This is a genomic window from Methylocystis echinoides (assembly GCF_040687965.1).
Taxonomy (GTDB): domain Bacteria; phylum Pseudomonadota; class Alphaproteobacteria; order Rhizobiales; family Beijerinckiaceae; genus Methylocystis; species Methylocystis echinoides_A.
Window position 1 is genome coordinate 784,537 of sequence record NZ_CP156084.1, and the last position, 24,883, is coordinate 809,419.

Genomic DNA, 24,883 nt, shown 5'->3' on the forward strand with positions numbered 1-24,883 from the left:
GCGACTCTACGCTTTTTCGGCCCCGCCGCTTCTGATCGCGGCGCCGCGTAGCCGCGCGAGGCGGGCGCTTTCGGCGCGATGCGCGACAAGGAGCGCGATATGCCGGTTGAGGTCATAAGTCCAATGGCCGCGGCGCGCCCGCTCGGCGCGCAAGGCGCGTTCGATCTCCCGAACCACTCGCCGTGCGGCCTGGGGCGTTTCGCTCGCAATGATCTCCTGCGAGAGGCGGTGAAAGCGCGACAGCGCATGGGCGCGGTTATAGGCGGCGAGACTTGCGTCGAGCGCCGCGTCGACAGCGGGCCGCGCCGCCGCCTCCAGCCTCTCGAAAACCTGTCTCTTTGCGCCAAGGGAGCCAAGGGCGCTTTGGGTTCTGGTCATGTCTCGATCCTCCAGGCGCGAAGGATCGACCGAGATCGGCGCCCTGGGGAAAGAATTTTTTCCCTTGAATAGGATTTTTTTCCATCTTAAGCTTTACATTGATCTCGCAGAGGGAGACCGAGACGATGCATGCCTTTCTCGACAGGACTGTTTTTCCGCCCCCGCCGATCATGGGGCTGAGCGCGGCGGCCGCCGCTGCGGCGACCGGGGTGCCCGTGGCCGCCCTCGCTGATCGCTGGCGGACCCGCGCCAGGGTGACGCGCGCGCGGCATCTCGCGGTCTATCTCCATCACGTCGCGCTCGGCGCCAGCCTTTCGGCCTGCGCCCGCGATTTCGCGCGCGACCGCGCCTCCATGCGCTACGCCTGCGCCCGCATCGAGGACCTGCGCAGCAATCCCGCCTTCGACCGCTGCGCCGCGAGGCTCGAACGGGCGGTCGCCGCCCAGCGCGACATGGTCTTCGGGCTGATCGCGGGGGAAGGAGACGGGCGATGAGCAAGGCAAGCCGACCGAGGGAAGAAACGGCCGCGCGGGCGCTCGAACGGCTGGCGCGGGCGCTCGGCGAGGCCGGCGCCTGCGCGGCCCCGAGCGATTTCGACGCGAACACGCTCGTCGTGCTCGCCCCCCGCAAGGGCGTCACCGTTGCCCGCGCCCGGATCGCCGCCGAGGCGGGCGAGGCGGCGGTGGCGGAGGGGCTCGCGCAATGGGTCCGCGAAGGAACGGCGCGTCGCCTCTATCTGACCGACGCCGGCCGCGCCTACCTGCGGCGGCGGGCTGCCGACGATCCCGAACTCGATCCGTTCCGCGCCCAGCACGGCGATTACGCGCGGCGTCCGGCGGAAAAAGGCGCGGGGCCGACGCTGGTGAACGAAGCCGAGAGCCCTCTCGCCTGCTCGCCCGGCGAAAGGGGGCGGATGGGCGGCCCTTCCTCGATCCCGCGCAGATCGAGGCCGGCGAGCGCTTCCGCCGCGATATCGAGCAGGCGCAAATCCTCCAGCGCGTCACCGCCAATTGGGAGTCGTCCGGCGCCGGCGCGCGGCGGGGAGCGGACGCCGGCGTCGTGGTCACGGAGATCGCCTTGGACGCCCGCAAACGTCTGGCGCGCGCCTATGACGCCGTCGGGCCCGATCTCGCCGGGCTGCTCACCGACATGTGCGGCTATCTCAAGGGGTTGGAGACGGTCGAAAGCGAACGCGGATGGCCGGCGCGCTCCGGCAAGGTGGTGCTGAAGATCGCCCTCGCGCGGCTCGCGCGCCATTATGGGATCGGCGCCGCCGCCACCGGCCCCGCGCGGGCGAAAAGCCTCGTGCACTGGGGCGCGGAGGATTATCGGCCCAGCCTGTAAACGTCAGCGTGCGAAGCGGCCCCGTCCGTCGAGGCGCAAACGGCCGCTTTACGCCAGGGCGTCGCGCGCTTCCTTCTTGATGCGCTCGACCATGGCGCGCAGGCCATTGGCGCGCTGCGGCGTGAGATGTTCGGCGAGCCCGAGCTGCTTGAAGAGCGGGCTCGCGTCCGTCTCCACGATCTCCTGCGCGCGGCGGCCGGAATAAAGCGCCAGCACAAGCGCGACGAGGCCGCGCACGATATGCGCGTCGCTGTCGCCGCGGAAAGTGAGCGTCGGCGCGCCGTCGGCGTCCCGCCCGCGCGTCGTCTCGAGCCAGACCTGACTGGCGCAGCCGCGCACCTTGTTCTCGTCTGCGTAGGATTCCTTCGGCAGCGGCTCGAGCGTGCGGCCCAGCTCGATCAGATAGCGGTAGCGATCCTCCCACTCCTCCAAGAGCTCGAAATTGCCGATGATGTCGTCGATGACCATGCGCCTTCCTCTGTTTCCCTGCTCATTCTAGACCAGGCGCGCGCCCTTTCCATGCGAAGAGCGAGGCCTTAAGTTTGTGACTATCCTAAACTTGCCGGGGCGCGCCCTGGTCCCGATTTCATGGAGATGAATATGAGCCTCATGCCCCGCTGGCGCATCCTCGCCGTCGCGATTGTCGCCGCCCTGTCGCTGTCGGGCTGCGGCTACAACACAATCCCGACGCTCGAGGAAAACGCCAAGGCCAAATGGGCCTCCGTGCAATCCCAGTACCAGCGCCGCGCCGATCTTATTCCCAATCTCGTGGCGACGGTGCAAGGTTACGCCAAACAGGAAAAGGACGTGCTGACATCCGTCGTCGAAGCGCGCGCCAAGGCGACCGCCGTGAAGGTCGACGCCTCGAGCATCACCGATCCGGAGAAGATGAAGCAGTTCCAGGACGCGCAGGCGCAGCTCACCGGCGCGCTCGGCCGGCTGCTCGCGGTGAGCGAAGCCTATCCCGACCTCAAATCGAACCAGAACTTCCTGGCGCTGCAATCCCAGCTCGAAGGCACGGAGAACCGCATCAATGTCGCGCGGCGGGACTATATCGAGGCCGTCCGCGAATATAATTTGTCGCTGCGAACCTTTCCCACCCTGCTGTGGGCGAAGACTTTCTTTGCGGACGCCAAACCGATGGCGGAATTTTCGGCGAGCGAGTCGGCGCAGCAGGCGCCGCAGGTGAAGTTCTAGAAATGGCCAGCGAGCGCCCGCCGCAAGAACTCGGCGCGCTTTGCGCGGAGCGTGACGCCATGTGGGCGCATATGCGGCAGGAGGCGGAGGACGCGCTGCGGCTCGACCCCGCCCTCGCGCCCCTGTTCATGGGCGAGCTTTTGAACCGGCATAGCCTCGAAGAGGCGGTGATCCATCGCGTGAGCGGCCGGCTCGGCGCCTCGGCGATGGACGCCGCGACAATCGCCGACGCCTTTCTCGCCGCGCTCGACAGCGAGCCCACGATCGGCGACGCGTTCCGCGCCGACGCGGCGGCCTATGTCGAACGCGACCCCGCCTGCCGGCGCCTCATCGAGCCGCTGCTTTATTTCAAGGGCTATCACGCTATCCAGGCGTCGCGCCTCGCCCATGCGCTGTGGCGCGCGGGAAAACGCGACTTCGCCTTCTACATCCAGAGCCGCGCCTCGGACGCGCTCGCCGCCGACATTCATCCGGCGGCGCGGTTCGGCAAGGGGATTTTCCTCGACCACGCGACGGGGTTCGTCGTGGGAGAGACGGCGGTCGTCGAGGACGACGTCTCGATCCTGCACGGCGTGACGTTGGGCGGCACCGGAAAGGTCGCGGGCGACCGCCATCCGAAGATCCGGCGCGGCGTGATGATCGGCGCCGACTCGAAGATCCTCGGCAATATCGAGATCGGCCAGCGCGCGCGAATCGCGGCGGGGTCCGTCGTGCTGCACCCGGTTCCGCCCAACTCCGTGGTCGCGGGCGTGCCGGCGAAGGTCGTTGGCGTCGAGGCGGCGGCCGAGCCCGCCCGCGACATGGACCAGCTCTTGCGCGGGCTCGCGTACGACTCGTTCGATTACGTGATCTGAGCTCACCTCACCTTCCCGTGAACTTCGGCGCGCGTTTTTCGAGAAAGGCCGCGCGCCCCTCCATGTAATCGGCGCTGTCGAAACAGCGCGCCGCGAGGGCCTCGCAGTCTGCGAGGCTCGGCGCATTGGGAAGTCCGGCGGCGGCGCGGATGGCGGCCTTGGCCGCGGCAAGCGTCAGCGGCGCATTGGCGGCGATCGTCTGTGAGAGATCGTCCACCGCCCCCTCGTAGCTCTCCGATTCGAAAACCCGCGCCAGGAACCCCGCAGCGAGCGCCTCCTTCGCGGTGAAGCGTCGGGCGGTGAAGAACATCTCGAAGGCGCGCTGCGCGCCCACCGCCGCCACCACATAGCGCATGGCCGAGGGCGGATAGCCGACGCCCAATCGTCCGGCCGGAATGGCGAAGGCCGCGCCTTCCTGCGCGACGCGCAGGTCGCAGGCGGCGGCGATCCCCATGCCGCCGCCCATGCAGAAGCCGGATATGGCCGCGAGGGTCGGCTTGGAGCAAGACGAAATGGCGTCGAAGGCCTCGACATTGGCCTGCTCATAGGCCCGCCCGCCGGCGCTTGTCGCGCGCACGGTGGAGAATTCCGAAATATCGGCCCCCGAGCAGAAGGGCAGGCCTTGGGCGCCGCACACCAAAACGACTCGCGCCGAGGGCTCGGCGTCGATTGCGGCGACGAGCGGCGGCAGCGCCCGCCACATCTCGAGATCGAAGGCGTTGCGCTTCGCTCCATTGTCGATGAGGAGGCGCGCCACGCCTTGACGGAGCTCAACGCGGAGCTTGGGGGTGGGGGAATCGATCGGCATGAACGAGATGTAGCAACCGCGCCTGATCTTCGACAGAGGTTTAACGCCTCGCCTGAGCGCGCCCCGCCCGCTCAGCGTCACGCCCCCGCTTGCCGGCGGGAGTCCCCGCGGTGCGGACCCATGTCTTGCAGCCTTTGTGGCGCCTCGTGGCGTAGGTGGGCGCGTCGGGGGCGCGCAACCGCTGCAAGCCTCTGCTCGCCTGCGACGCCACGCCACACCTCGCCGCGCCCCTTCGCGACCTCTTGCCACAGCTCGATCGCGCCGGGAGGGAGTAAAGCAATTTGTCAGATTTTCATGCGGCGGCCCTGGAGCAGTCATGGCGGTTGGATCGGACAAATTTGCGTCGCCCGGCGCGCTGAGAATGGCGCTGGCCTTTGCGGTCTTCGTGCACCACACGACGAAGTTCAATCTCGGCATGTCCGCCGTGCTGATCTTTTTCGTCCTCAGCGGCTATTGGGTCGCCACGATGTGGACGAAGACCTATTCCAAGACCAGCCTGTCCTATTTCACCTTCCTCGTCTCGCGCTTCTGGCGCGTCGCGCCGGTCTTCATGCTGTGCTCCGCGATCGCCTGGGCGCTTCTGTGGTGGCGGGGCGTCGCGCCGGCGGAGGCCGGCGGCCTGATGCGCCAGCTTTTCTCGAACGTCATGATCCTTGGCTATAATTCGCTTTCTTATCAGGCGAATGTGCCGGGCTGGTCGCTCGACATGGAGATGCAGTTCTACCTCGTCGCGCCGGTCGTCGTTTTCCTGGTGTCGAGAAACATCTTCGTTTTGCTCGGCTGCGTCCTGCTGTCGCTTCTGGCGCCGAAGTTCGGCGGCTCGGCGACGGTGCTGCCCTTCCTGTATTTCTTCGGCATCGGCGTCGCCGCCGCGACCCACGACCTCAAGCCGAGCCGCCGTTTGGCCTATGCCTCGCTCGGCGCGACCTTCGCGCTGCTCGCCGTCTATGCGGCGATCTTCTTCAAGAGCGTCGCGGCCGATCCGACGCAGACCCAGCTCCTCGCCTTCAGCAGCAAGGCCAATCTCCTGATCGCCGTGATGATGACGCCCTGGGCGATCTATACGACGAAGCAGAAGAGCGGCTCGACCGACCGGATGTTCGGCGACCTTTCCTACATCTTCTATTTGCTGCACTGGTCGGTGATCGGCGCCATCGGCACGGGCGAAGGCTCCTATGCCGATCGCTTCGTCCTGTGCTCGGAGGCGGTCATCGTCATCCTCGTCGCCTCCTGGCTAATCTGGCTGCTGTTCGACCGGCCGATCGGAAGGTTGCGGGCTGGCTGGGTCGCCCGCCGGCGCGTGACGGCGACTGCGGAGCCCGGCGGCGCGGCGCTGCAACCCGCCCTCGCCTGACACGCGGCGGCTAAGTCTGTGGACTTAGAGCAAAAAGCGTAAGTGGCGGCAGCCCTGTAAAGCTGATAGCTTGAGGCGCGTCGTGGTTTCGAGCCCCGATGAGTCCAAGGGGCGTCCGCTTTGTTGAAACAAGGGCTTGAGATCCTTCTGCCAGGCCTGCGGCGCGGCTTTTTCGTCCTCGCCGTCACAACCGGCCTGACGCTCCTCACCCTGAAGCGCACGGACGAGCCGGTCGTCGCCTGCTCGCTCGTCAACGACGGACCCAATAATTATACCGTGCTCGTCGTCGGCGAGTCCTGGGCCTCCGACGGCAAGGTTTTTCCGGAACTGCCCAAGGTGGTGTCGAAACGGCTCGGCGGACGCGGCGTGCAGGCCTGCAGCATCGGCTTCAACGGGCGAAATTCGCGCCTTCTCTATTCGGAGCTTCGCGAAAAATTCCCCAAATACCGGCTTTATTCGCTTTACGACTCCAATCCGCCGAACAAGGTGATCTTGATGACGGGCGTCAATGACGTCATTCAGCACGTCGGCGCCGCGAATTACGTCGAGTTCACCAAGAAACTCACCGAGTATTTTGCCGACGCCGACGATGTGGAGGTGATCTCCATCCCGCGCGTGAACGAGCGCTGGTTCAAGCCGCCCAATCTTTTCAGCCGGATGAAGCGCAATGTGCTGCGCTGTTTCTACGACAGTTGCGATTTCCAGGTGAACGAGCTTTACCGCGTCGCGCTGTGGCGCGACCATCCCGACCTGCATGTGCTCGAATTCGACAATTTCGTCGACAGATTCGAGGGCCATGAGGAATATTACAAGCTCGACGGCGTGCATCTGACGGATGAATATCTCCACAAATATGGTAGGTTCATCGGCGAAGCGATGACGCTCCCGAGCCGCGTGGCCGAGCGGAGATAGCCGCCCCCTGCTAGAACCCGGTTTATGGATCTCCTTTCCCGCCTTCTGCACCGCGACGGGCTGATGCTCGTCATCGACAAGCCGGCGGGCGTTCCCGTGCATCGCGGCCCCAAGGGCGGCCCGAGCCTCGAGGACGCCTTCGACCAGTTGCGCTTCGGCCTGCCGCGCGCCCCCGCCCTCGCCCATCGGCTCGACAAGGACACCTCGGGCTGCCTCGTCCTGGGCCGCCATCGCAAGGCGCTCGATCGGCTGGGGAAGCTGTTCAAGACCGGGCGCGTCGGCAAGACCTATTGGGCCGTGGTCGAGGGCGCCCCGGAAGGCGACGCCGGCGAGATCGACTTGGCGCTGGGCCGTCTCGACGCGGCGCGCGGCTGGTGGATGCGTCCGGACCCGCTTGGCCTGCCGTCGCGCACCGGCTGGCGCGTGCTCGGCCGCTCGGCCGACGGCGCCCGCGCCTTCGTCGAATTCACCCCGCACACCGGCCGCACCCATCAGATCAGGGTGCATGCGCAGGCCATGGGGTGGCCGATCCTCGGCGACCCGGTCTATGGCCATGGCCGCCGCGAGGGCGCGCCGCCGCTGCATCTGCATGCGCGGGCGATCACGATCCCGATGCAGGACAGCAAGCCGCCCGTGAGCGTTACGGCGCCGGCCCCCGAACATATGCGCGAAGCCCTGGCCGCGTGCGGCTGGCGCGCGGCTGCCGACGCATTACGGGAATTGCCAAACGCCAGCGAAGCGCTCAAATTAGTCGACTGAATCCGAAGGAGAAGCTTCAGTGGCGCGAACAGCTGCGCCCCTCAGGGACGCCCCGGAGCGGGCCGATGCGACGAGCGGGAGCCGCTTCGCCCTCGACCGCGCGCTGCTCGACAGACTTGCCGATCTCGCGCTCGATGGCGCGAAACGCGGCGGCGCGAGCTATGCGGACATTCGCCTCGGCGAAACCTTGCGTGAATATGCGCAGGCCAAGGACGACCGGCTCGAGCATTTCGACGAGCGGTCCACGCGCGGGTTCGGCCTGCGCGTCCTGCTCGACGGCTCATGGGGCTTTTACGGCGCGAAGCGGCTGGACGAGGCGACCATTCGCACAGGCGTCGAGCGCGCGCTCGAGAACGCCCGCGCGGTCCGTCCCATTCAAGGCGCGCCGATCGCGCTCGAGCAGCTTCCGGCCCATGAGGCGGAATGGATCATGCCTATGGGGGTCGATCCTTTCGCCATTTCGTCGCGCGAGAAATCGGATCTTCTGCTTGCCGTTTGCGCCGCCGCGCGCGACGCCGGCGCCGATTTCTGCTGGGCCGCGCTGTCGATCGCGCGCGAGGAGCGGCTCTTCGCCAATAGTTTCGGCGCGCGCATCCGCCAGACCCGGACGCGGGTGCATCCGACCTTCACCGCCACGGCGGTCGACCGCGCCGCGGGACGCATGGCCTCCCGCGACAGTCTGATCCCAGCGCGCGGCGCGGGCTGGGAGTATGTCACCTGCGCGGGCCTCCTGACGGAAGCCGCCGAGGCCGGGGCGCAGGCGCGGGCCAAGCTCGCGGCCAAGCCGGTCACGACCGGCGATTACGACATCATCATCGATCCGACCAATCTCTGGCTCACCATTCACGAGACTGTCGGCCATTCAACCGAACTCGACCGCGTGCTCGGATGGGAAGCGAATTTCGCCGGCACGAGTTTCGTGAAGCCGCAGATGCGGGGCGCGCTGCGCTTCGGCTCGGAGCTCATGACGATCGTCGCCGACCGCTCGCAGCCCGGCGCGCTCTCGACCATCGGCTTCGACGACGACGGCGCGCCCGCTGAAGCGGCCGAATTCAAGATCGTCGAGAAGGGCGTTTTGAAAAACTTCCAGATGGCGCTCGGGCAGGCGCATTACATCGGCCTGTCCGCCTCCAACGGCTGCGCCTATGCGGACAGCCCCACGGCTTTTCCGATTCAGCGCATGCCGAATATTTCACTCGCGCCCAACCCCGAGAAATGCACGCTGGACGATCTCGTCGGCGGGATCGAGAACGGCGTCTATGTCGTCGGCGCGGGAAGCTGGAGTATCGACCAGCAGCGCGACAATTTTCAATTCGGCGGGCAGCTCTTCTACGAAATCAAGAACGGCAAGCTCGGCGAGCTCTTGCGCGACGGAGCCTATCAGGGCCGAACGATACCGTTTTGGAATTCGCTGGACGGGCTCGGAGACGCCTCGACCTATCATCTCGACGGCACCTTCACCTGCGGCAAGGCGGAGCCGGTGCAGGTCGCGCCCGTTTCCCACGGCAGCCCGCCCGCGCGCTTCCGCCAGGTGCGCGTGCTGAACACGAGCGGCGACGCATAAAGCGCATGTTTCTCTCCTCCGACGACGCAAGGACAATCACTGAGCGCATCATCGCACGCTCGAACGCGGACGCCTGCGTGGTGCGGATCGACGGGGGCGAGGATTTCAGCCTGCGCTTCGCGCGCGGCGGCGCCACCACCAATCTCGCGACCTCGGAGACGAGCCTGCGCATTTCCTCCCATATCGGCGGGCGCGTCGGCTCGGTCACGACGACGCGACTCGACGATGAGGCGCTCGAGGCGGCTCGCGCGCGCTCGGAGGAGATCGCGCGCATGTTGCCGGTCGATCCCGACTATGTCGCGCCGCTCGGCCCGCAGGAATACGAAAGCTCGGCGCGCTATGACGACAACGCCAGCGCGCTGCGGCTCGATACGCTCGCCGCGCAGGCGGCGCGGGTGATCGACGAAGGCGCGCGCGTCGGCGTCGACACCTTCGGCTGCGCCTCCAGCGCGCGGCGGTTCGAGACGCTGGCGACGAGCGCGGGACTCTTCGCTTATGAACGCCGCAGCGAAATCGACCTTTCCGCCACCGCGCGCAACAAATCCGACAGATGGTCGGGCTGGGCGGGCGCACATGAGTTTTTTTCGGCGCGCCTCGATTCTGAAAGCATTGCGCGGCGGGCTTGCGAAAAGGCGGCGCATGACACCGAGCCCGTTGATCTCGAGCCCGGCGATTACACGGTCATCCTCGAACCGGTCGCGGTGGCGGAACTCGCCTTCTGGACCTTGAGCGCCATGGACGCGCGGGCCGCGGACGAAGGCCGCAGTTTCTATGCGCGCCCGGGCGGCGGCGCATTGATCGGCGAGAAACTTTTCGACGAGAAACTGACGATCCGCATCGACCCAGCCGACCCGCTGGCGCCGGAAGCGGGCGTTGGCTGGGAAGGCGTGCCGCACCGCGCCCGCGCCTTCATCGACAAGGGCGTCGTCTCTTCGCTCTATCGCTCGCGCGCCTGGGCGCAGAAGACGGACGCGGAAGCCATTCCTTTCGCGCGCAATTTCATCATGGCGGGCGGCGACGCCTCGCTCGACGACATGATTCGCTCGGTCAAACGGGGCGTGCTGATCACGCGTATCTGGTACGAGAATATGGTGGAGCCCAAGAGCCTGCTGCTCACCGGCCTCACCCGCGACGGCAATTTCCTCATCGAAAACGGCCGCGTGACGGCGCCCGTTCGCAATATGCGCTTCAATCAGCGGCTCGGCGAACTCTTCGCCAACATCGTCGCGCTCGGTCCGGCAGAGCGGACATGGCGCGCGGCCGGCGGCGGCGGCGCGGCGGCGGCCCCGCCGATGCTCGTCGAGAAGTTTCATTTCTCCTCGAAATCCAGCGGCGTGTGATTTATCCCCGCGAGACCACGGAGCGCTCGGCTTTATGTTTCTTCGTCTTCTCGCCGCTTTTTTCGCCCTGCTGTCCACGCTCCCGGCGGCTGCCCTCGACAAGGTGACCTTCGCCACCAATTGGCGCGCGCAGTCGGAGCATGGCGGCTTCTATCAGGCGCTCGCCGACGGCACGTACGCACGCTACGGCCTCGACGTGACGATCCAGCAGGGCGGCCCGCAGATCAACGCGCGGCTGCTGCTCGCGGCGGGACGCGTCGACTTCGCCATGGGCGCCAATACGATCCAGATGTTCGAATCCGTGCAGCAGAACGTGCCGCTCGTCACGGTCGCCAGCATGTTTCAGATCGATCCGGTGATCTTCATGTCGCATCCCGGCCAGGGCCTCGATCGCTTCGAAGACCTTCCCAAAGCGACGGCCTTCATCGCAGGCGACATGCGCGCCTCGGTCTGGCAATGGCTCAAGGACGCCTATGGCTTTCGCGACGAGAAGGTGAAGCCCTACGGCTTCAATTCCGCGCCGTTCATCGCCGACAAGAAGTCGATTCAGCAGGGGTTGCTCACCTCGGAGCCTTACGCCATCGAAACGCAGGGCGGCTTCCGGCCGAATGTCTTTCTGCTCGCGGACGTTGGCTACGACGGCTATTCGACCACGATCGAAACGCGCGCCGACACGATCGAGAAGAAGCCCGACCTCGTGCAGCGCTTCGTCGACGCCTCGATCATCGGCTGGCAAAATTATCTTAATGGCGATAACGCCTCGGCCAATGCGGCGATCAAACGCGACAATCCGGAGATGACGGACGGCCAGATTGCTTTCTCGCTTCAAAAGATGAAGGAGCGTGGCGTCGTCGATTCGGGCGACGCGCAAACGCTTGGCGTCGGCGCCATGACGCATGCGCGCATGAAAAGCTTCTTCGAAAAAATGGCCAAGGCCGGCGTCGTTCCCGCCGACCTCGATTACAAGAAGGGCTACACGCTGCGCTTCATCGGCAAGAAGGTCGGCATGGAGGCCAAGCGTTGACAGACGCTTCCGTCATCGCCAGCAAAGCAAAGCCATCGAGCTGGCCGGCGGCGCGGCGCGATGACGCGGTCTCGCCGCCGCTCCTTTCGCTTACAGACATCGGCAAGACGTTTCCCAATGGCGTCACGGCGCTCGCGGGCCTGAACCTCGAGGTCCGGCAGGGCGAGACGCTGACGCTGCTCGGCCCCTCCGGCTGCGGCAAATCGACCGTGCTGCGGCTGATCGCGGGACTGACAGAGCCCACCGCCGGCGCCATCGCCTGGGCGGATGAGGCGGCGCGAGACAACATCGGCTTCGTCTTCCAGGACCCGACGCTGCTCCCCTGGGCCAGCGTCTTCGACAATGTCTTCCTGCCGTTGCGCCTTGCCGGCGGGAGTCGGGCCGAGGCGCGAGGGCTGGTGATGGAGGCGCTCGAGCGAGTCGACCTCGCGGATTTCGCCAAAGCCCTGCCGCGCGAGCTTTCAGGCGGCATGAAAATGCGCTGCGCCATCGCCCGCGCCTTCATCACGCGGCCATCGCTCGTCTTGATGGACGAACCCTTCGCCGCGCTCGATGAAGTGACGCGCTGCAAGCTCAACGAGGGGCTCGTCACGCTGAAGGAACGGCTCGGCGCGACAATTGTCTTCGTCACCCATTCGATCTTCGAGAGCGCGTTCGTTTCGACGCGCATGGTGGTCATGTCGCGCCCGCGCGGCGCGATCGTCGCGGAGATCGAGGTCGATCCGTCGATTGCGCGCAATGACGACTATCGCATGAGCGAGACTTTCTCCACGACGGCCCGCCGCGCCTCGCGCGCCCTGCACGACGCCATGGGAGAGACGCGGTGAAGCTGCGCGACGCCGTCATTCCGCTTGCGGTCTTTCTGGCCTTCCTCGGACTTTGGGAGTGGATCGTCGCGGCGAAGAACATTCCGCCCTATGTGCTGCCCGCGCCTTCCGCGATTTTCTCCAAGCTGATCGAAGATCGCGCCCTGCTGTTGTCGTCTCTCGCCGTCACGCTCGGCGTGACGCTGAAAGCGCTCGCCATCGCCACCACTTGCGGCGTCGCGCTGGCGCTGCTTCTGGCGCAGTCGAAATGGCTGGAGCGGGCGCTTCTGCCCTTCGCGGTCATTCTGCAGGTAACGCCCATTATCGCCATCGCGCCGCTGCTGCTCGTCTATCTGAAGCCCGACAGCGCCGTGCTGGTCTGCGCCTTTCTGGTGGCGTTCTTTCCCATTCTTTCCAATACGGCCCTCGGCCTCGCCTCGGTCGACCACGCGCTCAGCGACCTTTTCGATCTCTACCACGCCTCCGCCTGGCAAAGGCTCGTGCATCTGCGGCTGCCCTCGGCGCTGCCGCAGTTTCTGACGGGACTGCGCATCGGCGGCGGGCTCGCGCTCGTCGGCGCCATTGTCGCCGAATTGTCGGCGGGCGCCTCGGGTCAGGGAGAGGGGCTCGCCTATCGCATCGTGGAAGCCGGATTTCGTCTCGATATCGCGCGCATGTTCGCGGCGCTGGCGCTGATCTCGGCGACCGGCCTCGCCATCTATGGCGCGCTCTCGGCCCTGTCTTACTATCTGCTGCGCGGCTGGCACGAGAGCGCTGTAGAGAGGGGGGGCTGAGCCTCACTGCTCCGCGACGCCGCCTGCCTCGTCGAGATGGTAAACGTCGTCGCGGAAATGCACCCGGCCGTCGGCGGACGCCCAGCCGGTCATGTAAACCCACACCACCGGGACCGGTCGCGCGAGCTTGACCTCTTCGCGCTCGCCGATGGCGATTTTGGCCTCTATTTCCAGCTTGCTCAGCGCAGGGCCATTGGCGCCGTCGAGCAGCCAGGCGGCGAGATCGACGACGCCCTGCACCCGCACGCAGCCGTGCGAGAGAAAGCGGTAGTCGCTGGCGAACAGGTTCCGCGACGGCGTGTCGTGCATATAAACGGAGTGCGGATTGGGCATTGCGATGCGGATCGAACCAAGCGAATTGCCGGTCCCCGAATCCTGCCGCAGCGTGTAATTCACCGCCCGCTCGCTCGCCCAGTTGATCGAGCGCGGATCAACCTCCTCGCCGCGATTGTTGAGCACCCTGATGCGCGAGCGCGTGAGATAGCCGGGGTCCTTGAGCATTTTCGGCGCGATCTCGTTCTTGATGATCGAGGTCGGCACGGTCCAGGTGGGATTGATGTTCACCGCGACGATCTTCGCCTGCACCTCCGGCGAGTGATGCTCGGGATCGCCGACGATCGCCGCATAGCGGCGCACCACGCGGTCGTTCTCTACGGCGTCGACCGCCGTCGAGGGAATGTTCACGACAATGTAGCGCTCGCCGAAGGGGAAATCGACGCCGGCGAGTCGCTGCGCGCTCGACGCGAGCTGCCGGAAGCGCACGTCCGCCGGCACGTCGAGGGCGCGCAGCGTGGCGCCGGCGACGACGCCCGTCTGCTTCAGCCCCATGCGAAACTGGAAGCGCTTGACGGCGGCCGTGAGCTCCGCGTCCCAGCTTTGTTTGCGCGTGTCCGTCACCGCGTCATCCTCAGCGGCGAGGCGGCGGCGCAGCGCCACGACCGCCGGTCCCTTGGCGCCGGCGCGCAGCGGAACGCCGACGCTCGGCCAGCCGCCGAGATCGACGATCTGCGCGTAGCGCTGGGACGCCTTTGAGGTCGTGAAGAAGGTTTCAGGCTGGAGAACGGGCGTCGGGTCGTCGGAAAGCGCCGTTTCGCGCGGGGGCGCCGGCGGTTTCGGCTTTGGCTTCGGCTTCGGCGCGCCCGCCTCAGCCCCGGAGACGGCGGCCTGGGGCGTGCCTGGCGCGGCGGGAGCGGGAGCCGGCGCCGCAGGCGCAGGGACGGGCGCAGCGGTCGCGGGCGCTGGCGCCGGAGCGGCAGCCGGGGATTGCGCCCATGCGGCGCCGCAGGCCGGCGCGGCGAGCAGAGCGGCGAGGCAAAAACTGCTAATTTTCGCGCGCGTCATGGTGGGCCGATTCGTCCTCTCGCTAACGATCGTCGACAAGAGCTTTTCAGGCGTCGATCCTGCGGGGTCAACAGCTTTCCAAGCGCGCCCCTGCGTGTCACGCCGCTTGCGCGCGATTCAAATGCCCCGCGTGGCATTGACAGGCAATCGCGCGACATAGCCTGCGACCAAGATCAGGCCCGTATTGCCGTCGCGAAGGGCGAAGACAAAAGGCTTGTCGACGGTCATCGGCGTAATTTTTGGCGCTTCACGGGGAATTCCGCGTGCCGCGACGGCTGCGGTCACGGCGGCGGCTGTCGCCCCTTCCTCGTCCACCTCGACGACCGCGCGCTGCAAGACCATGTCGAGCGCGGCGTTTGCGCCGAAGGCCCGCAACGCTTCCGGATCGCGCCGCGCTTCGCCCACTCCCATCGCATCCAGCGCCGGCAGCAGCTCTACGGGCCCGCCGTCGAGCTTGAAGCGCGGCAGCCTCAGGTCGACTGCGCGAGTCTCGTAGCCCGCGCCCGTCAGCCACTTGGCGACCGTCGAAAACTCCGCCGCCTTCGCGGGCTTGTCGGCCGTCGTGACGACGACGAGCGAGAAACGGTCCCGAAACGGCAGATCGACGCCGACGAAGCTCCCCTCTGCGCGATAGGCCTGCGGCGCCTTGAGCTGCATCATGTCGACCTTGCTGGCTTCGCCGTCGGCGCCTGTAAAGGACGCTGGCCGTGTGAGCGCCGCATCGAAGGCCCTGCGCCATTTGCCTTTGTAATAGAGCGCGTTGAGGGCGACGAAGACGACTTTGTGGAGCGGCTGCCTTCGAAGCAGATAAGGGATCGCCCCCCTGGTCGTCTCGTTGATCCAGCCGTCGATCTCCTCGATCGCGGCCGGGTTCGAGAAATCCACATTGGCGGGCTTGGCGCCCAGCGCCTCGAGACGGGCGGCGAGTTCCGGCGCCGGCGTAAGGCCGGACGCGAGCAGAAGCCGATCCGCGAAGGCGAAAAGCTCGCCGTTGTCGACGGCGAGGCTCGCGCGGGCCTCGTGCAGGGCGGCAAGCGCTTTTTCGGGCGCGTCGGCAGACAGGCCGAGCGAGGCGAGAATCGCCGTCTTCAACCTGGAATCAGCTCCCTCGGCCACGACCGCCAGGGCCGAGGCGACGCTCGCCGGCGAGACGACGACGTTTTTCTTGTCGTTATCCGCAAGTCGCCCGATCAACTCGACGGCGACCCGAGCCTGAGGGACGGCGAGGGCCACGGACAGTGCGGCGGCTTTGGCCGGATCGATGGGGTTCGCGATGAGGTGCTCCGCCGCTCCGCCGGCCCACGCATGAATCCCCAGACCGACGCCGGCGATCAGTGCGAAGAAGATAAAGACCGGCAGCGCTCTTCTCATAAATGCCTCCTCAAAATATCAGTTTCCGCTGCTATACTCCTTGGCCAAGTTGGCTTTTTTGCAAAGCCGGCGCAGGGCGTCGACGCGGTCGACGCGAAGCGCCTTGGGGAAAGCGCGCCGATAACGCCGCCGACTCTGTTGTCGGCCCAGCTGTACTCTGCTATTTGCCTGAAATATTACGAATATTATTGGAGAAAGCCATGTTGAGGAAAAGCTCGAGACCTTTATCGCTTGCTTGTTTTGGCGCCGTTTCGCTGCTCGCGCTCGTCGTCGCAACCCCTTCGATAGCGGAAGTGAAATTTGCAAGCCAGGGCGCACAATGGACCCCTGAAAGCCGGAACGATTTTTACACCCGCGACCAGGGCGCGCGGATCATCCCCTTCGCCTGGTTCAAGGCGCTCAAACGCGCCGATGGCTCGGGCTTTCTCGACGACGGCCTCGCCCGTTATGGCTATTTGCCCAATCCCGACAGTCCGACGCCGGGCCTCCCCGTGGGCTTCCTCACAGCTTCGGAAAACAATGTGCGCACGCTCAGCATGACCTGCTCGGCGTGCCATGTGCGGCAGATCGATGTCGACGGCGTCTCCTGGCGAGTCGACGGCGGCCCGGCGCTCACCGATTTTCAATCGCTCCTCGCCGACATCGATTGGGCGGTGGATCACGTTTTGAAAGACGCGACGGCGTTCGACGACTTCGGCAAAGCCGTCGGCGCGCAAAGCGAGGAGGCGCGCAGAGAACTGCGCGATGACGTGCAGGCGTGGTTTGCGCCCTATCACGCGCTGATGAGCAAGGCCCTGCCGGCGCCCGGCTGGGGCGTCGGCCGCGCCGATGCGGTTTCGATGATCTTCAACCGCGTCGCCGGGCTCGATATCGGCGAGCCGCCGACCCGCATCAACAGAGACAACATCGCCCCCGCGGATGCGCCCGTGCGTTATCCGTTCGTCTGGAAGGCCCCGGTTCAGGACATCACGCAATGGCCGGGCTTCGCGCGCAACGGCGACGACATTCTCGGCCTCGCGCGTAACGTGGGCGAGGTCTACGGCGTCTTCGGCGTCTATCGGCCGACGAAGTCCATCCTTCCGAACGTCATCAATTACCTCAACGATTCCTCGTTGAACTACGCCGGGCTGCAGAGGCTCGAAATTCTTCTGAAACAGATCGAGCCGCCAAAATGGCCCTGGGCGCTCGACGCCGCGCTCGTCGCCAAAGGCGACGAGATTTTCCATCGCGACCCCAAAGACGGCGGCTGCGCCAAGGGCTGTCACGAGATCAAGACCGGCGCGGCGCGGGTCTGCAACCCCGACACCTGGCGCACGCCCATCCAGGATGTCGGCACCGACTCGAAGGAATATACGGTGCTCGGCCGCGAAGCCGAGACCGGCGTGCTCGAAGGCGCGTCGATCGCCTTCGTTCCGGGCATCGACAAGCCGCTGAAGCCCAAAGACAAGATCATCACCATTCTCGGCCTTTCGGTCATCGGTTCGATCCTCGAGGCGCCGCTGCATTTCGGTCTCGACGTGTTCCGCCCGATCGTCGAGGAATGTCTGCCGATCAAGCCGGCGACGCCGGCGGCGTTGCGGGCCGCGCTGCTCGAAAAGCTGCGAAAGGCGCTGGGGGATTTGTACAAGAAGCCCGGCGAGGCCCCGCCGATCGCCTATGAGTCCCGTGTGATGAAAGGGATCTGGGCCGTTGCGCCTTATCTCCACAATGGTTCGGTGCCGACGCTCGCCGACCTTCTCAAGCCGGCCTCGGAGCGTCCCGCTTCGTTCAAGGTCGGCCGGGCCTATGACATCGAAAATGTCGGCCTCGCGAAAGAGCAGCCGGGCCTGAATTCGACCTATACGGCGGACGACTGCGCGAAACGGGGCTCGGGCAACAGCCGCTGCGGCCATGAGTTCGGCGTGAAGCTCGCTCCGGATGAGAAAAAGGCCCTTCTGGAATATTTGAAGAGCCTCTGACGCGCGTCGAAAATGAGGGGGCGCCGGCGCGCCCCCTTGCCTTTTGCCGCGCCGCCCCGCATACCCCGCGCCAAGCGGACAACTCCAATCAAGCGGGACGGATATGGGCTTCAAATGCGGCATCGTCGGTCTGCCGAACGTCGGCAAATCGACCCTCTTCAACGCGCTCACGCAGACGGCGGCGGCGCAGGCCGCGAACTACCCCTTTTGCACCATCGAGCCCAACGTCGGGGCGGTGGCGGTGCCCGATCCGCGCCTCGAGACGCTCGCCCAGATCGCAGGGTCTAAGCAAATCATCCCGACGCAGCTGACCTTCGTCGACATCGCCGGCCTCGTGCGCGGCGCCTCGAAGGGCGAAGGCCTCGGCAATCAGTTCCTGGCCAATATCCGCGAATGCGACGCCATCGCCCATGTCGTGCGCTGTTTCGAGGACGGCGACGTGACCCATGTCGAAGGCGGCGTCGATCCGATCCGCGACATCGAGACGATCGAGACCGAGCTCATGCTCGCCGATCTCGAAAGCCTGGAAAAGCGCGTCGTGGCGCTCGAAAAGAAGGCCAAGGGCGGCGACAAGGAGGCCAAGGAGCTTGTCGAGCTCATGAACCGCTGCCTCGTGCTGCTGCGCGAGGGCAAGCCGGCCCGCATGGCGACAGTCTCCGAGGAGGAGCGCGTGGCGTTCAACGGTCTCGGGCTCCTGTCGTCGAAGCCGGTGCTGTACGTGTGCAACGTCGAGGAGGAGTCGGCGTCCGCAGGCAACGGCAATTCCGCCAAGGTCGCCGCCCGCGCCGCCGAGGAAGGGGCGGCGTCGGTCGTCGTCTCGGCGAAGATCGAGAGCGAAATCGCGGTCATGGCCGCCGAGGAGCAGAACGACTTTCTCGACGCCGTGGGTCTGAGCGAACCCGGCCTCAACCGCGTCATCCGCGCCGGCTACGACCTGCTGCGCCTCATCACCTATTTCACGGTCGGCCCGAAAGAGGCCCGCGCCTGGACGATCGAAAAAGGCACGCGCGCCCCGGCGGCTGCCGGCGTGATCCACACGGATTTCGAGAAGGGTTTCATCCGCGCCGAGACCATCGCCTTCGACGATTATGTCGCCAACAAGGGCGAAGCGGGCGCGCGCGACGCCGGGCGGTTACGGCTGGAAGGCAAGGAATATGTCGTCGCCGACGGCGACGTGATGCATTTCAGGTTCAATAATTAAAGCAAATGAGAACTCTGGAAACAGGGCGCTCTATAATGCAATTTGCAGATCCACGAGTGTTCTTATCGCATCTCACTTGGAGGGCTTTGTAAAAGACTTCTCAAGGAGCGTCATCGTTGATTTTAATTTTTTTCGTAAGAACTTTCATAATATGCCAAGGAAATTACAAAGAACTTTTTGTCATAAAATACTTTTTTTCGAGGGAGTCGAGCAGCGACACATAGATAAACGGGTTACACAGCTTACCGAATTCTTCGAAAAAAATTCGGTTTCGATTGACCTTGACGCTTTTCAATACAACGAGAACCCGAACAAAAACCCTTCTGCTTCAGTGGTTGAGGCAGTTTTCGATAAAATTGGCATCTCGTCCATATTGACTTGTGTAAGTGGCAGATATTTTGAAGGCGTTTTTGAAGACAGCATAAACAAAAGCTTTTTAATAAATAGAAACATCCGCCGTTGGAGGATGATATTTTATCATTATCCGTACCATACTCCTCCCAAGGATTTCAAGATTTCACCAATGCAAGTAAAAGGTAGGTCTGACAGGACGCTGTGGCATGATTATATAGATACTGTTTTAACACGCCGACACGCTGTTGCTCATGGGGATTTGGGTAACGAAGCCACATCCAACGAGTTAGCGAGCGACATCATGAAGTTGTCCGTGCTTATGCACGCGATTGCTTATGGAGTGGCATTCGCCGTGGAACAAATTTAAACCGCTTGGTGCCTCTCGTGCAGCTGCAGCTCCGCGGAAGAGATTACCATCGGGAATAGCCCAGCCCTACCCCGGCTTCGACAGATTATCGATCCGTTTGTTCAGCTCGTCCAGCTGACGCTTGAGCTCGGCCACGTCGCCGCCCTCCTTGCCAGCCGCGCCCTCGTGCTCGTCGAGCGAGGGGCCGGTAGTGGCGCCGACGCCCTCGGCGGGCAGGCCGAAGGGGTTGAACATGGTCAGCGCCTGGCGGAACACCGCCATATTCTTGCGGGTCTGCTCCTCGATTGCCTGAAAAGCCTGGCGGGTGGGCTCGGCGAAGGGGCCGGCCGGCAGCGCCGAGGTCAGCTGATCGCGAAACTTCTGCTGCTCCTTGGTGAGCTTGTCGATCGAGAACTCCAGATAGCTCGGCACGAGCATCTGCATGGAATCCCCGTAAAAGCGAATGAGCTGGCGCAGAAAGGCGATCGGCAGCAGGCTCTGCCCGTCCTTGCCCTCCTGCTCGAAAATGATCTGCGTCAGCACCGGGCGGGTGATGTCCTCGCCGGTCTTGGCGTCGCAGACGACGAAATCTTCGCCGCGCTTCACCATGGCGGCCAGATCCTCGAGCGTGACGTAGGTGCTGGTGCCCGTGTCATAGAGACGACGATTGGCGTATTTCTTGATAACCGTAGGTTTTTTTTCCGTCGCCATACGCCTGCCGCCGCTCCCCTCGACCCGCCGGACCGCCTAAAAAAACGCCGTGGCCGGCCGCTTGACGATAAGCGCATTTGGGCGCCTGCGGCAATATTTTCCTCTGTGACGGCTTTCGCTCCCGCTCAATTCCGTGCAAAACGGGCCGCGGCTTGACGAATGCAAGCGCGAAGTGCTCAACCACATCCGCCCCGGCCGGGCGCATGAGGGGCTGATTTAGAGCCCGACCCATCTGCAAGGAGACAGACATGACGACCGATATCGTGATCGTTTCCGCGGCGCGCACCGCCGTCGGATCGTTCAACGGAGCCCTTGGAACGGTTCCGGCCCACGAGCTCGGCGCCGCTGCTGTCAAGGCCGCTCTCGAGCGCGCCAAGGTAGAGCCGGGCTCGGTCGACGAGGTGATCCTCGGTCAGGTGCTGACCGCCGCCCACGGCCAGAACCCCGCCCGCCAGGCCGCCATCAAGGCCGGCGTTCCCGACAGCGCGACCGCCTTCGGCGTCAACCAGGTCTGCGGCTCGGGCCTGCGCGCCGTGGCGCTCGCCGCTCAGCAGATCCAGTCCGGGGACGCCTCCGTGATCGTCGCCGGCGGCCAGGAGTCCATGTCGCTGTCCAACCATGCCGCGCAATTGCGCACCGGCACCAAGATGGGCGACGTGAAGTTCACCGACACGATGATCATCGACGGCCTGACCGACGCCTTCAACAACTACCACATGGGCATCACCGCGGAGAACGTCGCCAAGAAGTGGCAGATCACGCGTGACCAGCAGGACGCTTTCGCGGTGACGTCGCAGAACAAGGCCGAGGCCGCCCAGAAGGCCGGCAAGTTCAAGGACGAGATCATTCCCTACACCATCTCGACCCGGAAGGGCGACGTGGTGGTCGACGCCGACGAATACATCAAGCATGGCGTGACGCTCGAGGGCGTCTCCAAGCTGAAGCCCGCCTTCATCAAGGACGGCACGGTCACGGCCGCCAACGCCTCCGGCATCAATGACGGCGCCGCGGCGCTGGTCATCATGAGCGCGGCCGAGGCGCAGAAGCGCGGCCTTGCGCCGCTCGCCCGTATCGCCTCCTGGGCGACCGCCGGCGTCGATCCGACCGTAATGGGCTCGGGCCCGATCCCGGCCTCGCGCAAGGCGCTGGAGAAGGCCGGCTGGAAGGTTGCGGACCTCGACCTCATCGAGGCCAACGAGGCCTTTGCGGCCCAGGCGATCGCGGTCAACAAGGACATGGGCTGGAACACCGACATCGTGAACGTCAATGGCGGCGCCATCGCCATCGGCCATCCGATCGGCGCCTCCGGCGCGCGCATCCTCGTGACCCTGCTCCACGAAATGGGTCGCCGCAACGCCAAGAAGGGCCTGGCGACGCTCTGCATCGGCGGCGGCATGGGCATCGCCCTGACCGTGGAACGCTAAGAGCCTTCCAACAAGAGCAGAAAATGCGGCTGCGCGCGTCATGCGCGCAGCCTTGATGTTTGAACACGAAGGAGAGAAACGTGTCTAGAACAGCAGTTGTGACGGGCGGCACGCGCGGCATCGGCGAGGCGATCTCCAAGGCGCTCAAGGCCGCCGGCTACAAGGTCGCCGCGACCTACGCCGGCAACGACGACGCGGCCAATAAGTTCAAGGCCGAGACGGGCATTCCTGTTTATAAGTTCGACGTTTCCGATTACGACGCCTGCGCCGCGGGCGTTGCGGCGATCGAGAAGGACCTCGGCCCGGTCGAAATCCTCGTCAACAACGCCGGCATCACCAAGGACCGCCTGTTCCACAAGATGGAGCTGGCGCAGTGGCAGGCGGTGATCAACACCAATCTGAACTCGCTGTTCAACGTCACGCGCCCGGTCATCAACGGCATGCGCGATCGCGGCTTCGGCCGCATCATCGTCATTTCGTCGATCAACGGCCAGAAGGGCCAGGCGGGCCAGACCAACTATTCCGCCTCCAAGGCCGGCGACATCGGCTTCGTGAAGGCGCTGGCGCAGGAGAGCGCGTCCAAGGGCATCACCGTCAACGCCATCGCGCCCGGCTATATCGCCACCGAGATGGTGAAAGCGGTTCCGCAGGACGTGCTCGACAAGCACATCATCCCCTATATCGCCGTCGGCCGCCTCGGCGAGCCGGAAGAGATCGCGCGCGCGGTCGTGTTCCTGGCCTCCGACGACGCCGGCTTCATCACCGGCTCGACGCTGACCATCAACGGCGGCCAGTATCTGACCTAGTTTTTCGCCTCAGCCGCGAAAGCGATCGCCGGCGGCCCGCGAGGCCGCCGGCTTTTTTTTTGAGGCGAGAGACGAAAATCGGCTCAGGTTGCCAGGCCTTCGAATGACCAGTTAGATTTTCAGGCGGCATTCAGTTTTGATTCAAGGATCTTTCAATGAGCGATACCACGCCCGTTTCGAAAAAGAACAAGCGCCTCGTGGTCTTCTGCGACGGCACCTGGAACAAGGAAGACCAGAAAAGCCGCAACGGCCAGCCCTGCCCCACCAATGTTTTGCGGCTTTTTGAATTGACGCGCCCCGGCGACGGCGATGGCTGCCTCCAGATCGTCCATTATGTGCGCGGCGTCGGCAATCGCTGGGACGAGCGCATCACCGGCGGCGGCTTCGGCCTCGGCATTTCCCAGAACATCAAAGACGCTTATCAGTTTCTCGTCAGCAACTACGAAGCGGGCGACGAGATTTTCCTCTTTGGCTTCAGCCGCGGCGCCTTCACCGTGCGCAGTCTCGCCGGCATGGTTTTCAACGTGGGCATTCTGCGTCGCGACGCGCTTCATCTCCTCGAAGAAGCCTACAAACATTATCGAAGCGACGATCCGAAATGGCATCCGAGCAGCGAAGAGTCCAAGGCCTTTCGCAAAAACCACACACATGGCGGCGAAACGATCAAATTTCTCGGCGTGTGGGATACGGTCGGCGCGCTCGGCGCGCCCTTCGGATTTTTCATCGGCAAGCTTCTCAATATGTTTTTTCCAACGCAATTCCACGACACCAAGATCAGCCCGATCATTCTGAACGCCTATCACGCCTGCGCCATCGACGAGAAGCGCTGGCCGTTCCGACCGACGCGCATGGAGCTAACCCCGAAACGCGAACAGGAGGTTGCGCAGGCCAATGAGGCGGAACTCGCGCAGAAATATCAGTACGAGGAAGCGTGGTTTCCCGGCGTCCATTCCGACGTGGGCGGAGGCTATGAAGATTCGAGCCTTTCCGACTGCGCGTTGCAATGGATGGTGGAGAAAGCCGTGAAACACGGGCTGTGCGTCAACGACTTCTCGCTGATCGGGTCGCGGCCGTTCGATCCCAACCCGCTTGTGCCGATCCACGACTCCCAGAACGGTTTCTACCGCTTCTCAACCAAGGTTTTCGTTTACTGGCTGAAACCCTTGCTGAAGATCCTCGACAAGAGCGAGGCGCCGCTCATCGAGCGCGTGCAGGAGAACGGCGACTTTCTCCGCCAGATCGATCGATCAGCGGCGCTGGCGGCCGATCCGGCGGAATTTCCGCTCGACGTCGGGTTTCAGATCGATCTTTCGTCCTGCGCGCGCGACAAGCTCGCCCAGGACGGCGATTACGCGCCCCTGAACCTCAAGAAGACCCGCGCGCACGCGCCCGTGGCCTAGGCCCAGCGCGATCTGCGCGGCTCGCGCGCCGAGGCGTCGCCAGAGGAACGCGCGCGCTTGACAGGACTGCCGGCACGGCCTTAGAACATCGTTCATGAACGATGCTCAGAGAGCGGTGGACATGTCGTCGCGCATTCCTCTCCCGGTCAAACTTGCCTTCACCGCCTTCATGGCCGTGCTGATCCCGGTCTATTTGGCGAATTACGGCCCGACCAATTTCCTCTATTTCTGCGATATGGCCTTATTGGCGACGCTTGCCGGCGTCTGGCTCGAAAATGCGCTTCTCGTCTCGATGCCGGCGGTCGGCATCCTCGCGCCGCAATTTCTCTGGGTCGTGGATTTCGGATTCAATCTTTCTGGCGTCGGCCTCACCGGCATGACCGACTATATGTTCAATGCCGCCACGCCGGCCCTGCTGCGTGGCCTGTCGCTCTTTCACGGCTGGCTGCCGTTTCTCCTTCTCTATTTGGTCTCCAGACTGGGCTACGACCATCGCGCCTTTCTCGCTTGGACCGGCCTCGCCTGGGCGCTCATGCTCGTCTCGTATCTGTTCTTGCCGGGGCCGACGCCGGATGCGGGACTAATCCCCGTCAATGTGGACTATGTCTTCGGCCCCAGCGATCAGGCGCCGCAAAACTGGATGCCGGCGTCGGCGTGGCTCGCGCTAATGATGGTCGGACTTCCTTTGCTCCTGTTCGCGCCCACCCATGTCGCGCTGCGGCGCTGGCGCGGCCTTCCCGCCGGGTGACGTCGCATAAGCGTTACGCTTCTTCATCAGACAGGCGGTCTCGCTCTTGTCCGGACCCAGCACGATTTTTTTCGCGCATCGGAAATGCG

The 24,883-nt window shown here is 64.7% G+C and carries 25 protein-coding genes; 19 read left to right on the top strand and 6 right to left on the bottom strand.

The window, feature by feature from the left end; genetic code table 11:
- Window positions 1-6 precede the first annotated feature (6 nt).
- Window positions 7-378 carry a DUF6477 family protein gene (locus RVU70_RS21595; RefSeq protein WP_405044843.1) on the bottom strand — a complete coding sequence of 124 codons (372 nt, stop codon included), beginning with the start codon at window positions 376-378 and terminating at the stop codon, window positions 7-9.
- A gap of 125 nt (window positions 379-503) precedes the next feature.
- Here RVU70_RS21595 and RVU70_RS03730 point away from each other — a divergent pair, with 125 nt between their 5' ends.
- Both RVU70_RS03730 and RVU70_RS03735 read left to right on the top strand, forming a co-directional pair.
- Window positions 504-872 (top strand): chromosomal replication initiator DnaA, encoded by a 369-nt coding sequence (locus RVU70_RS03730; protein WP_363349742.1) that lies wholly within the window; start codon window positions 504-506, stop codon window positions 870-872.
- Between the two features lie 208 nt (window positions 873-1,080).
- A complete protein-coding gene (locus RVU70_RS03735) occupies window positions 1,081-1,722 on the top strand; it encodes a DUF6456 domain-containing protein (RefSeq protein ID WP_363349743.1) in 642 nt (213 codons plus the stop codon).
- 48 nt (window positions 1,723-1,770) lie between these two features.
- Here the strand turns inward: RVU70_RS03735 and RVU70_RS03740 are convergent, their stop codons facing one another.
- Window positions 1,771-2,190 (bottom strand): SufE family protein, encoded by a 420-nt coding sequence (locus tag RVU70_RS03740; RefSeq protein WP_363349744.1) that lies wholly within the window; start codon window positions 2,188-2,190, stop codon window positions 1,771-1,773.
- Window positions 2,191-2,322: 132 nt separating this feature from the next.
- On the opposite strand from RVU70_RS03740, the gene RVU70_RS03745 reads away from it, so the two are divergent.
- Both RVU70_RS03745 and cysE read left to right on the top strand, forming a co-directional pair.
- Window positions 2,323-2,919, top strand: coding sequence for a LemA family protein (locus RVU70_RS03745; RefSeq protein WP_363349745.1), 597 nt, complete (start codon window positions 2,323-2,325; stop codon window positions 2,917-2,919).
- 2 nt (window positions 2,920-2,921) lie between these two features.
- Window positions 2,922-3,773, top strand: a complete 852-nt coding sequence (cysE, locus tag RVU70_RS03750) for a serine O-acetyltransferase (RefSeq protein ID WP_363349746.1) — start codon at window positions 2,922-2,924, stop codon at window positions 3,771-3,773.
- Between the two features lie 7 nt (window positions 3,774-3,780).
- Here cysE and RVU70_RS03755 read toward each other — a convergent pair whose 3' ends face one another.
- Window positions 3,781-4,581 (bottom strand): enoyl-CoA hydratase, encoded by an 801-nt coding sequence (locus tag RVU70_RS03755; RefSeq protein WP_363349747.1) that lies wholly within the window; start codon window positions 4,579-4,581, stop codon window positions 3,781-3,783.
- 316 nt (window positions 4,582-4,897) lie between these two features.
- On the opposite strand from RVU70_RS03755, the gene RVU70_RS03760 reads away from it, so the two are divergent.
- The 8 genes from RVU70_RS03760 to RVU70_RS03795 all read left to right on the top strand — a co-directional run bounded on the left by RVU70_RS03760 (window position 4,898) and on the right by RVU70_RS03795 (window position 13,134).
- Window positions 4,898-5,935 (top strand): acyltransferase, encoded by a 1,038-nt coding sequence (locus RVU70_RS03760; RefSeq protein WP_363349748.1) that lies wholly within the window; start codon window positions 4,898-4,900, stop codon window positions 5,933-5,935.
- A 123-nt stretch (window positions 5,936-6,058) separates the two neighbouring features.
- On the top strand, window positions 6,059-6,847 hold the full coding sequence (locus tag RVU70_RS03765) for an SGNH/GDSL hydrolase family protein (protein WP_363349749.1): 789 nt from the start codon (window positions 6,059-6,061) through the stop codon (window positions 6,845-6,847).
- Window positions 6,848-6,871: 24 nt separating this feature from the next.
- On the top strand, window positions 6,872-7,606 hold the full coding sequence (locus tag RVU70_RS03770) for an RNA pseudouridine synthase (protein WP_363349750.1): 735 nt from the start codon (window positions 6,872-6,874) through the stop codon (window positions 7,604-7,606).
- Between the two features lie 19 nt (window positions 7,607-7,625).
- Window positions 7,626-9,170, top strand: coding sequence for a TldD/PmbA family protein (locus tag RVU70_RS03775; protein ID WP_363349751.1), 1,545 nt, complete (start codon window positions 7,626-7,628; stop codon window positions 9,168-9,170).
- Between the two features lie 5 nt (window positions 9,171-9,175).
- Window positions 9,176-10,510: a TldD/PmbA family protein gene (locus RVU70_RS03780; RefSeq protein ID WP_363349752.1), complete on the top strand. Its 1,335-nt coding sequence runs from the start codon at window positions 9,176-9,178 to the stop codon at window positions 10,508-10,510.
- 34 nt (window positions 10,511-10,544) lie between these two features.
- On the top strand, window positions 10,545-11,534 hold the full coding sequence (locus tag RVU70_RS03785) for an ABC transporter substrate-binding protein (RefSeq protein WP_363349753.1): 990 nt from the start codon (window positions 10,545-10,547) through the stop codon (window positions 11,532-11,534).
- Window positions 11,531-12,361: an ABC transporter ATP-binding protein gene (locus RVU70_RS03790; protein ID WP_405044844.1), complete on the top strand. Its 831-nt coding sequence runs from the start codon at window positions 11,531-11,533 to the stop codon at window positions 12,359-12,361. The genes RVU70_RS03785 and RVU70_RS03790 overlap by 4 nt, the downstream gene beginning before the upstream one ends.
- Window positions 12,358-13,134 (top strand): ABC transporter permease, encoded by a 777-nt coding sequence (locus RVU70_RS03795; RefSeq protein WP_363349754.1) that lies wholly within the window; start codon window positions 12,358-12,360, stop codon window positions 13,132-13,134. The genes RVU70_RS03790 and RVU70_RS03795 overlap by 4 nt, the downstream gene beginning before the upstream one ends.
- A gap of 3 nt (window positions 13,135-13,137) precedes the next feature.
- On the opposite strand, the gene RVU70_RS03800 is transcribed toward RVU70_RS03795, so the two are convergent.
- Together RVU70_RS03800 and RVU70_RS03805 are read right to left on the bottom strand one after the other, a co-directional pair.
- Entirely contained in the window at window positions 13,138-14,475 is a 1,338-nt protein-coding gene (locus RVU70_RS03800; RefSeq protein ID WP_363349755.1) for a L,D-transpeptidase family protein, read from the bottom strand.
- A gap of 117 nt (window positions 14,476-14,592) precedes the next feature.
- Window positions 14,593-15,846, bottom strand: a complete 1,254-nt coding sequence (locus RVU70_RS03805; RefSeq protein WP_363349756.1) for a serpin family protein — start codon at window positions 15,844-15,846, stop codon at window positions 14,593-14,595.
- A gap of 200 nt (window positions 15,847-16,046) precedes the next feature.
- Between RVU70_RS03805 and RVU70_RS03810 the strand changes: the two genes are divergently transcribed.
- The 3 genes from RVU70_RS03810 to RVU70_RS03820 all read left to right on the top strand — a co-directional run bounded on the left by RVU70_RS03810 (window position 16,047) and on the right by RVU70_RS03820 (window position 19,726).
- The gene (locus RVU70_RS03810) at window positions 16,047-17,804 is read left to right on the top strand and encodes a di-heme-cytochrome C peroxidase (protein WP_363349757.1); all 1,758 of its coding nucleotides are present in this window, start codon (window positions 16,047-16,049) and stop codon (window positions 17,802-17,804) included.
- 103 nt (window positions 17,805-17,907) lie between these two features.
- Window positions 17,908-19,005: a redox-regulated ATPase YchF gene (gene ychF / locus RVU70_RS03815; RefSeq protein ID WP_363349758.1), complete on the top strand. Its 1,098-nt coding sequence runs from the start codon at window positions 17,908-17,910 to the stop codon at window positions 19,003-19,005.
- A 40-nt stretch (window positions 19,006-19,045) separates the two neighbouring features.
- Window positions 19,046-19,726, top strand: a complete 681-nt coding sequence (locus RVU70_RS03820) for a HEPN domain-containing protein (RefSeq protein ID WP_363351207.1) — start codon at window positions 19,046-19,048, stop codon at window positions 19,724-19,726.
- A gap of 66 nt (window positions 19,727-19,792) precedes the next feature.
- On the opposite strand, the gene phaR is transcribed toward RVU70_RS03820, so the two are convergent.
- Window positions 19,793-20,416 carry a polyhydroxyalkanoate synthesis repressor PhaR gene (gene phaR / locus RVU70_RS03825; protein WP_363349759.1) on the bottom strand — a complete coding sequence of 208 codons (624 nt, stop codon included), beginning with the start codon at window positions 20,414-20,416 and terminating at the stop codon, window positions 19,793-19,795.
- Between the two features lie 248 nt (window positions 20,417-20,664).
- Between phaR and RVU70_RS03830 the strand changes: the two genes are divergently transcribed.
- The 4 genes from RVU70_RS03830 (at window position 20,665) to RVU70_RS03845 (ending at window position 24,794) form a co-directional block, all read left to right on the top strand.
- Window positions 20,665-21,840, top strand: a complete 1,176-nt coding sequence (locus RVU70_RS03830) for an acetyl-CoA C-acetyltransferase (protein WP_363349760.1) — start codon at window positions 20,665-20,667, stop codon at window positions 21,838-21,840.
- Window positions 21,841-21,920: 80 nt separating this feature from the next.
- Window positions 21,921-22,646 (top strand): acetoacetyl-CoA reductase, encoded by a 726-nt coding sequence (phbB, locus tag RVU70_RS03835; RefSeq protein WP_363349761.1) that lies wholly within the window; start codon window positions 21,921-21,923, stop codon window positions 22,644-22,646.
- A 155-nt stretch (window positions 22,647-22,801) separates the two neighbouring features.
- Window positions 22,802-24,046, top strand: a complete 1,245-nt coding sequence (locus RVU70_RS03840) for a DUF2235 domain-containing protein (protein WP_363349762.1) — start codon at window positions 22,802-22,804, stop codon at window positions 24,044-24,046.
- Between the two features lie 94 nt (window positions 24,047-24,140).
- The gene (locus RVU70_RS03845) at window positions 24,141-24,794 is read left to right on the top strand and encodes a hypothetical protein (protein WP_363349763.1); all 654 of its coding nucleotides are present in this window, start codon (window positions 24,141-24,143) and stop codon (window positions 24,792-24,794) included.
- Window positions 24,795-24,883 lie beyond the last annotated feature (89 nt).